We start from the raw sequence: 4,314 nt of genomic DNA on the forward strand, positions 1-4,314 counted from the left end.
GCCAAGAGAATCCTCAGTCACTCAGGCATCCAGGCCTATACAAGCTTATATGCCCCGCCTTCGTCAGAAACGGCTTCTCCTCAGGGCCACTTTCCTTCCCTACGCATCCACCGTTTCGAGCTCCAGGCTCCATGCAATCACCCGCTGCATCAGCCGGATGAACCCTTCGTTCAGCAATCCCTCAGGCAGATGAGCCGGCGTCACGCAGGCTACCCGTCCCTCGCCGTAAGGATGCAGCCAGCCGGCAATGGATTCGCCGTCTCGAGAAGAAGACCGCAGGAACACCTCGGTCTCCTGCTCGGAGCAAGCGACAAAGTAGTGTTCGTCCTTAAACCGGAACGTACCGTCCAGCTCGCCCAAGGCAGATCCGTCGACCGATGTATAGGTCACCTCACTGTGCTCCTTCGGGTGTGACAAAAAATACCCCCGCAGCATGTTCACATACGCGCCGTCCTCGGGATACGACGCCAGCCCGGAATGCCATGCGAGCCAGGCACCCCCGCCACTCACATAAGCTTCGATCTGCCGGCCGATGTCCTCGGTCATCCAGGCTGCCTCCGGGTCGTTTTGCGGCTCCAGACGGTTCTCCGCAAATAAAATAATGAGGTCCGGCTTCTGCCCAAGCTGCCCGGCGGCGAGATCGGAAACTTCCTTGTACAGCAGCCCAGTTTGTCCATTCATCAAGAAGGGCTCCAAAACTTGTTCAAGTGACTTTTTCGCCGGCTCGGCTTCATGATAAAAGTCGCCGACAACCGCCCAAATCGTTTTCATGTGGCTTCCTCCTTATTGTCGAAAGCAATACGGTGGTTCAAAGATCGTGACCGTTAAAAGGGCATCGCTTCCCCGCGATGATTCACCATCCAGGCATTCGGATCGGGGATGACGGTTCGTTCCACGATGCGCAGCAAGCCCTGCGCGGTATCCGCCGGGTCGCCCGGCGCTTGGTCGCCGCCCATTGGAGTCCGAATCCAGCCGGGATGTACAGCATAAACCGCAAAGTTCTGAGGCGTCAGCTCCCTGCGGAGCTGGGCGGTAAAGTAGTTCAGCCCGCTTTTGGATATCGCGTAAGGATAATCCCCGCCGTAGGCCCCGGCAAAGCATCCGGCCTCCGAGCTGATGTTGATGATGCATGGCTGGGCGCTCCTGCGCAGCAGCGGAAGGAAATGCTTCACGGCCTTCATCGGCCCGTACAGGTTCGCCAGCATGGACTGTTCCATATCGGCAAAATCCAGCTCCTCCAGCTTATGCTCGCGGCCGATTAGCACGCCTGCGTTGTTAATCAAGGCATCGAGCACATCCGTATGCTCCAGCACGGCTGACTTGGCGTTTTTCACGCTTTCTTCGTCAGTGACATCCATTGCGATCAGCGTGAGCCGGTCCGGATGGACTGCACGCATTGCACGAAGCGACTCGGTATGACGCTCCATATCCCGCACGCCTGCAAACACGGTATGCCCAAGCGCAAGCGCTGCTTTGACTGTTTCAAAGCCAAGCCCCCGGGCCGATCCCGTAATCAAAATATTCATAGCTTCAGCACCTCACCTGCTTATCGGATTAATCGTTTTCCAGCAGCTCGATCAGAACTTTCAGCTCGTTGCTGCTGTCGATGTATGCGTAGCGCCCGCCGGTGTATTCGCCTTTTTGAATCAGCGGCATGTGGCGGCCTTCCAGAACGGCGATCTTGTCCTTCATTCCTTGAATTCCAAACGCGATATGATGCACGCCTTCACCATGCTCATCCAAAAACTCACGCCAAGTCGACGGATGCTCATCCGGCTCGATCAGCTCGATCTGCAGCTGCCCGCAGTCAAAAAAGGCCAGCTTCGCGCGCGCCTCCGAAGGCTGCCCGTTAAACTCCGTCTGGGCGACATCCACGGTGTCCGTCCAGGACCATTTCGGCCGTTCCACCCCCAGAAAACTCCGCATAGCTCTGCGAAACGGTATCGATGTCTTTCACGACAATCCCAATTTGTGTAACCAGCTTGGTTCCTAATGCGCCTGCCGTCATATAAAAATCCTCCTTAACAGCCCTGAATTGGAAAAGCTTTTTACTACGAACCCTAAGCAGCCAATAGATTCCCTCTTCTGTTCCCGCCAAACACTTAATCCGACGCACATTTCATCCTTACTGTTTAAATTAGACTTTCCGGCACGAGTTCCGGATGACCAGCTCCGCGGTCCCCACGTATTTTTTGAACAGCTGCGTACCGTCCTCAATGGTTTCGATGACCTGCCGCGTCAGCATGTCGATCATTTCGGAAAAGTTCACGCGTATCGTGGTTAGCGCCGGCTGAATGCGCGAGCTCAAGAGATGATCGTCAAACCCCATCAGGGAGATGTCTTCAGGTACCCGCAGCCCGGCCTCGTTCAAGGCTCGAAGCGCTCCGAATGCCACACTGTCGTTGCAGGCGAAAATGGCCGTCGGCAGGTCTGGGATGCTCTGAAGCCAGCGCGCGGTCGACTCGTATCCGCTTCGTTCGGAGAAATCCGATGGCAGGACCCAGTCCGGGTTCACCTTTAGGCCGTGAGCCGCCATTGCATCCTGAAAAGCTTCCATTCTCTCGGGACCGGAGCAGCGAAGCGGATCGCCCGCAATAAACGCAATGTTCCGGTGCCCCAGGCCTACCAGGTAATCGACTCCCTGCTTCATGCCCAGCTTGTTGTCAAAATTGCAGATCACCCGGTTCGGCTCCAGCCGCCCCTCCAGATGCTGGTCCACGATTCCCGCCACAAATCCTTTGGCAATGAGCTCCTCGATAAACGGTTCATGATTCGCCGCGCCGATAAATATGCCGCCGTCAATCCGCCGCTGATAAAACGTATCCTTCACCTTTCGGACGGCTTCCATATCCCCTGTGCTCCGGATAATGTGGGTCAGGACGTAGTAGCCGCGGCTGGACGCGCTCTCGATCACATCGCTGATCAGCGCGTGGGTCAGCGTGTCGTGAATCGCCTCCGGCGAAATCAGGAACAGACCAATCGTAAGCGTTTTCATACCAGTCATGATGCGTGCCGAGAAATTGGGAGAATAGCCGTATCTCTCGATGACCTGCATGACCTTCTCCCGCGTAGCCTGCGGCACGTTTGGGTAATTGTTGATCACCCGGCTGACGGTGCTTCGCGAGACGCCTGCGATTCTGGCGATTTCGATGCTATTGATGTCGTTCTTCCTCATCCTGCACACTCCAAATTCATTAACACGTGTTCACAAAAGGCGGCGCAAGCTGCAGTATCCGTGGGCTCTGCTTCACCATGCCTGTATGTACGATCGCGAATCCGGCATTCGCCATCCAAAAAATAACGCCTTTGGGCATAAACACGTGTTTATGAGTTCAATCTATCCCCTCTTCCACATGTTGTCAATACATTTCCGAGGAGGCGGAGGGCCATGCTTTAATCGTGCTTGCTATTTGAGCCGTTTGGGAAAAAGAGTTGAAGTATGCTCGTAACAAACTCGCAGTTTTTGTTGCCATAAAAAAAGGCCAGAACCGGTTGAGACCGGACTGGCTGACTGACTTTCTATCATAAAAAATTATACTTCGGCCATCGCGTTTCTCCAGCCACCGGACGCGGTAATGTCCAGTGTCCCTTCTGCGGCGTACGCCTCGCAGACAAAACCCGGGACGCTCCGCCCGTCCGCTAGCTCCACACGACCGATCCCGAGCGGCGCGGGAATCGAGGCTGTGAACCTGCCGAAAGACTCCACCGGCATATCCCACAGCTCCACCGCGATCGGCGCCCCGCCTAGAAGCGTCCGTACCAGCCCAGGCTTCGGCGGATCGGTCTCCAGTTTGTACAGCCGGTACACCGGGGCGGTTTGCGCCTCTTCCGCAAATACTGCGCCGAGCCCCGTCATCTGCGGCTCCAGCGGCATGCCGCGCATATGCAGTCCGCAGACGGCGACACGGATGGTGTCCTGCACCCGCAACAGGATGCGCGCGGCCTCGATCAGGTTCGCTTCTTCTTCAGGAAGCGCAAACAGCGTCACGCCGAAGGGGAGCTCGGGCCCTGCCTGCCCGGCCGGAATCGCCAGCGCACTGAGATCCAGCAGGTTGCAGTGGTTCGTATAGATGCCCATCTTGCTGTTCGTTTCGATGGGATCCGCGCCGACCTGCTCCCTTGTCCAAGTGCCGCCGCAGGTCGGCAGCACCAGCACGGCTTGCCGCAGCCAGGAACGGACAGCCCTGCGAATCTCAGCCAAACGATGCTGGGCGCGGAAGAGGGCTGCCGCCGTATACTCGGCCTTGGCCCCCGACGCAGAATCGTTTCCGTCACCGGAAACGACGACCCGGGATGCGCCTCGATGAAGCCGGC

The 4,314-nt window shown here is 57.0% G+C and carries 4 protein-coding genes and 1 pseudogene; all 5 read right to left on the bottom strand.

All coding sequences use genetic code 11. The annotated features are described in order from the left end of the window. Positions 1–99: 99 nt before the first annotated feature. Entirely contained in the window at positions 100–771 is a 672-nt protein-coding gene (locus CPT76_RS03700; protein WP_105441965.1) for a ThuA domain-containing protein, read from the bottom strand. A 53-nt stretch (positions 772–824) separates the two neighbouring features. Then, positions 825–1,526, bottom strand: a complete 702-nt coding sequence (locus CPT76_RS03705) for an SDR family oxidoreductase (RefSeq protein WP_105441966.1) — start codon at positions 1,524–1,526, stop codon at positions 825–827. A gap of 28 nt (positions 1,527–1,554) precedes the next feature. After that, positions 1,555–2,008 (bottom strand): annotated as a pseudogene (locus CPT76_RS03710) (VOC family protein). A 129-nt stretch (positions 2,009–2,137) separates the two neighbouring features. Next, the gene (locus CPT76_RS03715; protein ID WP_105441967.1) at positions 2,138–3,175 is read right to left on the bottom strand and encodes a LacI family DNA-binding transcriptional regulator; all 1,038 of its coding nucleotides are present in this window, start codon (positions 3,173–3,175) and stop codon (positions 2,138–2,140) included. Positions 3,176–3,532: 357 nt separating this feature from the next. Then, positions 3,533–4,314, bottom strand: a 782-nt coding sequence (locus CPT76_RS03720) for an allophanate hydrolase-related protein (protein ID WP_258168064.1), incomplete at its 5' end; no start/stop codon positions are given.

Origin of the sequence: Paenibacillus sp. AR247 (assembly GCF_002968895.1) — a bacterium.
Lineage (GTDB): Bacteria > Bacillota > Bacilli > Paenibacillales > Paenibacillaceae > Paenibacillus_AQ > Paenibacillus_AQ favisporus.

Coding starts and splice junctions, on each gene's coding strand:
- CPT76_RS03715 (WP_105441967.1), bottom strand. CDS start 3,175: ATGAGGAAGAACGACATCAATAGCATCGAAATCGCCAGAATCGCAGGC.
- CPT76_RS03705 (WP_105441966.1), bottom strand. CDS start 1,526: ATGAATATTTTGATTACGGGATCGGCCCGGGGGCTTGGCTTTGAAACA.
- CPT76_RS03700 (WP_105441965.1), bottom strand. CDS start 771: ATGAAAACGATTTGGGCGGTTGTCGGCGACTTTTATCATGAAGCCGAG.